The 5,332-nt window shown below is 73.9% G+C and carries 7 protein-coding genes; 3 read left to right on the top strand and 4 right to left on the bottom strand.

Annotated features, from left to right (window positions below; all coding sequences use genetic code 11):
* Positions 1-594 (bottom strand): aminotransferase class I/II-fold pyridoxal phosphate-dependent enzyme (locus PLP61_RS14730; RefSeq protein ID WP_324503504.1); only part of this gene is annotated, 594 nt, incomplete at its 3' end.
* A complete protein-coding gene (locus PLP61_RS14725; RefSeq protein ID WP_324503503.1) occupies positions 594-1,883 on the bottom strand; it encodes an adenosylmethionine--8-amino-7-oxononanoate transaminase in 1,290 nt (429 codons plus the stop codon). The genes PLP61_RS14730 and PLP61_RS14725, both read right to left, overlap by 1 nt.
* 83 nt (positions 1,884-1,966) lie before the next feature.
* Here PLP61_RS14725 and bioB point away from each other — a divergent pair, with 83 nt between their 5' ends.
* Positions 1,967-2,962, top strand: coding sequence for a biotin synthase BioB (gene bioB, locus PLP61_RS14720; protein ID WP_324503502.1), 996 nt, complete (start codon positions 1,967-1,969; stop codon positions 2,960-2,962).
* Positions 2,959-3,195: a biotin synthase auxiliary protein BsaP gene (gene bsaP, locus PLP61_RS14715; RefSeq protein ID WP_324503501.1), complete on the top strand. Its 237-nt coding sequence runs from the start codon at positions 2,959-2,961 to the stop codon at positions 3,193-3,195. Before bioB ends, bsaP begins: the two co-directional genes overlap by 4 nt.
* A 74-nt stretch (positions 3,196-3,269) precedes the next feature.
* Here bsaP and PLP61_RS14710 read toward each other — a convergent pair whose 3' ends face one another.
* Positions 3,270-3,836: a M23 family metallopeptidase gene (locus PLP61_RS14710; protein WP_324503500.1), complete on the bottom strand. Its 567-nt coding sequence runs from the start codon at positions 3,834-3,836 to the stop codon at positions 3,270-3,272.
* A 97-nt stretch (positions 3,837-3,933) separates the two neighbouring features.
* The gene (locus PLP61_RS14705) at positions 3,934-4,413 is read right to left on the bottom strand and encodes a hypothetical protein (RefSeq protein WP_324503499.1); all 480 of its coding nucleotides are present in this window, start codon (positions 4,411-4,413) and stop codon (positions 3,934-3,936) included.
* A gap of 160 nt (positions 4,414-4,573) precedes the next feature.
* Here PLP61_RS14705 and PLP61_RS14700 point away from each other — a divergent pair.
* Positions 4,574-5,332: MalT transcriptional regulator family protein (locus PLP61_RS14700; protein ID WP_324503498.1), on the top strand; the 759-nt coding region annotated here is incomplete at its 3' end.

The following is a 5,332-nucleotide window of genomic DNA, read 5'->3' as shown; positions in this document are numbered from 1 at the left end:
CTCGTCGACCAGCAGCAGCGCGCCCCGCGCCCCGCAGACCTCGGCGAGCGCGGACAGCGGCGCGTGGTCGCCGAGCACGGAGTAGACCGACTCGGCGAGCACCAGGGCCCGGCGACCGCCGGCGGAGTCGAGCGCCCGCTCCACCGCCGCGACGTCGCTGTGCGGGACGACCGCCACGTCCGCCCGGGAGAGCCGCGCCGCGTCGACCAGCGAGGCGTGGATGTGCGCGTCCGACACGACGAGCGCCCCGCGGTCGGCCAGCGCGGTGACGACCGACAGGTTGGCGTGGTAGCCGGTCGAGAGCACCAGCGCCGCCGGCTGATCGAGGAAGTCGGCGAGCTCGGCCTCGAGATCGGCGTGCAGCAGGGTCGTGCCGGTCACCAGCCGGGAGGCGCCCGCGCCGGCGCCCCACTCGTCTGCTGCCGCGGCCGCCGCGGCGGTCACGTCGGGATGCCGGGCCAGGCCGAGGTAGTCGTTGCCGGCGAGGTCGAGGAGGGCTTCGTGGGCCGCCCGCGGGTGGAGGGTACGCCGCAGCCCGGCTGCCTCACGGTCCCGCGCCTGCTCCGAGAGCCAGTCGTCCCAGCCGGCCGTCATCACGCCACCGCCACCGCTGCCCGGATCGCCGCGCCGATGGCGGCGACGTCGGCGTCGGTGGTCACGTACGGCGGCATGGTGTACACCAGGTCGCGGAACGGCCGGATCCACACCCCCCGGGCCAGGGCCGCGTCCGTCGCCGCCGCGACGTCCACCGGGTGGTCCAGCTGCACCACCCCGACGGCGCCCAGCGTGCGCACGTCCACCACGCCGGGCAGCCCGCGGCACGGCGACAGTCCCGCGTCCAGGCCGGCGTGCACCCGGCGTACCTGCTCCTGCCAGCCCGAGGACTCCAGCAGGTCGAGGCTCGCCAGGGCGACCGCGCAGGCCAGCGGGTTGGCCATGTACGTCGGGCCGTGCATCAGCACCCCGGACTCCGAGGCCGACACCCCGTGCGCCACGCGCGAGGTGCACAGCGCAGCCGCCAGGGTGAGGTAGCCGCCGGTGAGCGCCTTCCCGACGCACATCACGTCGGGGGAGACGCCCGCCGCCTCTGCGGCGAACATGGTGCCGGTCCGGCCGAAGCCGGTGGCGATCTCGTCGAGGACCAGCAGCAGCCCGTGCCGGTCGGCGACCTCCCGCAGCACCCGCACGCACTCGGCGGGGTAGACGTGCATCCCGCCCGCACCCTGCAGCAGCGGCTCGACCACGATCGCGGCGAGCTCGTCCGCGTGCTGCTCGGCGAGCGCGGCGACCTGGCCGGCCCAGGCGCCCACTTCGGCCGCGTCGGCGGGCGGGCGGGGGGCGAACACCTGGCGCGGCAGCACCCCGGTGAACATCGAGTGCATCCCGCCGACGGGGTCGCACACGCTCATGCAGCCGAAGGTGTCCCCGTGGTAGCCGCCCAGCACCGTGAGCAGCCGGGTCCGCTCGGGGCGGCCGACGCCGCGCTGGTACTGCAGCACCATCTTCAGCGCCACCTCCACGCTCACCGACCCGGAGTCGGCGAGGAACACCCGGTCCAGCCCCTCGGGGGCCAGGTCGACCAGTCGGTGCGCCAGCCGCACCGCCGGCTCGTGGGTGAGCCCGCCGAACATCACGTGCGCGAACTCGCCGGCCTGCCGGGCGAGGGCCGCGTCCAGGGCGGGGTGCCGGTAGCCGTGGATCGCCGCCCACCACGACGACATCGCGTCGACCACCTCGCGGCCGTCGGCCAGCAGCAGCCGCGTGCCCTCGGCGCCGACGACCAGCCGGGTGGGCGTCGGCTCGGTCATCGAGGTGTAGGGGTGCCACAGGTGCTCGCGGTCGAAGGCCAGCAGTGCGGCCGCCCCGTCGAGGGGGTGGCTCATGACGCGTGCAGTCTAGGGGCCCCCGCCGGTCCACCACCCGACCCGGCCTGTCGGTGGACCCCTGCCGCGACTACCTTAGGCCCGTGACTGACATCGTGGAGCGCGCCCGGCTGAAGGTGCTCGAGAGGGGCGAGGGCCTGTCCTACGACGAGCTGGTGGAGGTGCTGCAGCTCCCCGACGACCGGATCCCCGAGCTGCTCGAGCTGGCCCACGCCGTACGTCTGGCGCACTGCGGCCCGGACGTGGAGGTCGAGGGGATCGTCTCGCTCAAGACCGGCGGCTGCCCCGAGGACTGCCACTTCTGCAGCCAGTCCGGCCAGTTCACCTCGCCGGTGCGCTCGGTGTGGCTGGACGTCCCGCAGCTGGTCAAGGCCGCGGAGGAGACCGCGGCGACCGGGGCGACCGAGTTCTGCATCGTCGCCGCCGTGCGCGGTCCCGACGAGCGGCTGATGGCGCAGGTGCGCGACGGCGTGAGGGCGATCCACGAGGCGGTCGAGATCAACGTCGCCGCCTCGCTCGGCATGCTCACCCAGGAGCAGGTCGACGAGCTGCGCGCGATGGGCATCCACCGCTACAACCACAACCTCGAGGCGGCCCGCTCCTACTTCCCCTCCGTGGTCACCACGCACTCCTGGGAGGAGCGTTGGGACACCTGCGAGATGGTCCGCGCGTCCGGCATGGAGCTGTGCTGCGGCGGCCTGGTCGGCATGGGGGAGACGCTGGAGCAGCGCGCGGAGCTGGCCGCACAGCTGGCCGAGCTCGGGCCCGACGAGGTGCCGCTGAACTTCCTCAACCCCCGTCCCGGCACCCCCTTCGGCGACCTGCCGGTGATGTCGTCGGCCGACGCGCTGCGGGCGATCGCGGCGTTCCGGCTGGCGATGCCGCGCACGCTGCTGCGGTACGCCGGCGGCCGCGAGCTCACCCTCGGCGACCTGGGCACCCGTGAGGGCCTGCTCGGGGGTGTCAACGCGGTCATCGTCGGGAACTACCTGACCACGCTGGGCCGCGACGCGGAGGAGGACCTGGCCCTCCTCTCCGAGCTCAAGATGCCGATCAAGGAGCTGGCGAAGACGCTGTGAGCGACCCGGTGGCGCACCGTCATACGGAGGGTGGAGACGGGTCCACCGTCCGTACGACGTTCTGCGGGCTCTGCGGCGAGCCGCTCGACGCGGGGGACCACTCGGGGTGCGTCCGCCGGCTGCAGCTCGAGCCGCCGCGCTACTGCGGCGCCTGCCGGCGGCGGATGAAGGTGCAGGTCACCCCGCGCGGCTGGACCGCCGACTGCGTGGAGCACGGTCCGCTCCACCGCTGACCCGTCACAATGGTCCGCTGACCCGTCACAAATGGTGCGCGAGACCGGCCCGCGACTGTGCCATTTGTGACGGGTCACGTGGAGAGGTCGAGGTACGCCAGCGGTCGCATCGCGGTGTCCAGCCCGCCGGCGGCCGTACGAACCTCGAAGTGCAGGTGGCAGCCGTCCGGGGCCCCGGAGTCGGAGGCCCTGGCCACCAGCATCCCCCGGGTGACGCGGTCACCCGGCTCGACGAACACCGTGCGGGTGTGGGCCAGCAGGAAGTCCCGGCCGACTCGGTAGTTGCGGATCAGCAGCGGGTTCTCCCCGTACGCCGGCCCCAGGGCGTCGTTCGAGACGACCCAGCCGTTGCGTCCCGCGAAGAGCCGGGTGCCGCACCGCATGGCGAGGTCCAGGCCGTGGTGGAAGCCGCGACCCTTGGTGCACCTGGGGTCGGGGTCGTAGTACGGCGCGCGGGTGCACCCGAACGGCACCATCTTGCGGTGCTTCCCGGCGTACCAGGTCGAGGAGTACCGCGTCGTGTCCTTGGTGTAGAAGACCCACCGTGGGTCGCCGGTGCTGGTGGCCACCGCGTGGGCGACAGGATGTGCGAAGGCGAGGAGCACGGCGACCAGGATCGCGACCAGCAGCGTGCGCAGCATGGCCACCAAGGTAACCGCCGCGGACAAGCGTCCGGGGGATCTGCGTCCGCGCGCCCCGGAGCCGGCGCCGGGACGGCCCGGCGCCGGCCAAGGGGCCTCAGTCGAAGTCCGCGGTCTTGGTCTTCAGCGTCGTGAACGACCCGTCGGAGTTCTTCTCCTGCACGCTCACGTGGACGTGGGTGACGAGGGTGCTGGAGAAGTCGTCGATCTCCACCCACCACTGCGTCTTGCCGTTGCCGGGCGCGCAGTGCGCCGAGGAGTAGCGGGTTCCGAGCAGGTCGTGGTCGTCGTCGTAGAACTGCACCTGGACCCGCCCGCACTCCTTGTCGGTCAGGTAGTGGTACCCGCTCACGATGGGCGTTGTGACCCCCTGGGTGAGGTCCCACTTCACGTAGCCCCCGTTCACCGGCGCGTTGACGACCCAGTGCTTCCCGAAGTCGTGGTGCTTGGCGGTGACCCGCGGTCGGTCGGTGTCCAGGACGGTGGCGCTCGTCGGGGCGACGGTCGCCAGGGTGGTGCCCAGCGCGGCCAGGGCTGCGGCGCCGAGGAGCGGAGCGGTGCGAGTGCGGATGGTCATGGCGTGTCTCCTTGATGGGGGCGGTCGGTCGGCCGCCGGTGGTGGTGTCCCGCGGTCGTCGGGACCCGCACACCGTGCGCCGCCCGCGTCAGCACAGGATCAGCACCGGATCAGCGGCCGTGCCCGGTATCCCCGCGGCCGTGCGCGGCTCCTCACCCGCATGGCCCCCGAGCGCACCAGACCCTGCCGCCGTCTCCTCGTCGTGGCGGCGCCCGGGTACGGCCGAACGACGGTGCTGGGCACCGAGGTGCCCGACGACGGGCTCCGGTGCTCGGCCCGCGACGCGCTGGAGTGCGACCTGACCGGCGCGACCGTGGTTGGCGTCGACGACCTCGACGCACTGGCGGTGGACGAGCAGCTCCGGCTGGTGGAGAGGCTGGCGGCGCTGCCGGCCGAGGTCGGGTTCGTCCTCACCTCGAGGACCCCCCTGACGGGACCGGTACGCCGTGCGCTGGGCGGCCAGGTCCACCAGCGTGGCCCCCGCGACCTCGCCCTGGACCGGTACGCCGTGCAGCGCCTGCTTGCCGACGAGTACGCCGTGCACGACCCCGAGGCGGCGGTCCGCGTCCACACCCTCACCTCCGGCTGGCCGGCGCTGGTCCACCTGGTGGCCGACGAGCTCGTGCGCGCGTCCCGGACGGTTCGCGGCCCGGCTCCCGATCCGGCCCGGCCCGGGGCGGCGCCGGCGGTCTGGGTCCAGGCCAACGTCCTGCCGCTCGTGCCCGACCCGCTCCGTCAGGTGCTCGGGCTGGTGGCGGGGCTGGGTCCCGTGAGCCAGACGGTGTGCGACGAGGGTGCCCGGGCGCTCGGCGTCCCCCCTCCCGGCGACCTCGCCTCGCTGGCAGAGGTGGGGCTGCTCGCGCCCGCGCCGCTCGAGCCCCAGCAGCGGGTGGTCGTCCCCCTGGTCGCTGCAGTCCTG

The organism is Nocardioides sp. (genome assembly GCF_035429765.1).
Taxonomy (GTDB): domain Bacteria; phylum Actinomycetota; class Actinomycetes; order Propionibacteriales; family Nocardioidaceae; genus Nocardioides.
This window is presented reverse-complemented; position numbering and strand designations above follow the sequence as displayed.

What these genes read in the sequence shown, in the direction of transcription:
- PLP61_RS14710 (WP_324503500.1), bottom strand. Translation starts at nt 3,836, where the DNA reads ATGCTGCGCACGCTGCTGGTCGCGATCCTGGTCGCCGTGCTCCTCGCC.
- PLP61_RS14705 (WP_324503499.1), bottom strand. Translation starts at nt 4,413, where the DNA reads ATGACCATCCGCACTCGCACCGCTCCGCTCCTCGGCGCCGCAGCCCTG.
- PLP61_RS14725 (WP_324503503.1), bottom strand. Translation starts at nt 1,883, where the DNA reads ATGAGCCACCCCCTCGACGGGGCGGCCGCACTGCTGGCCTTCGACCGC.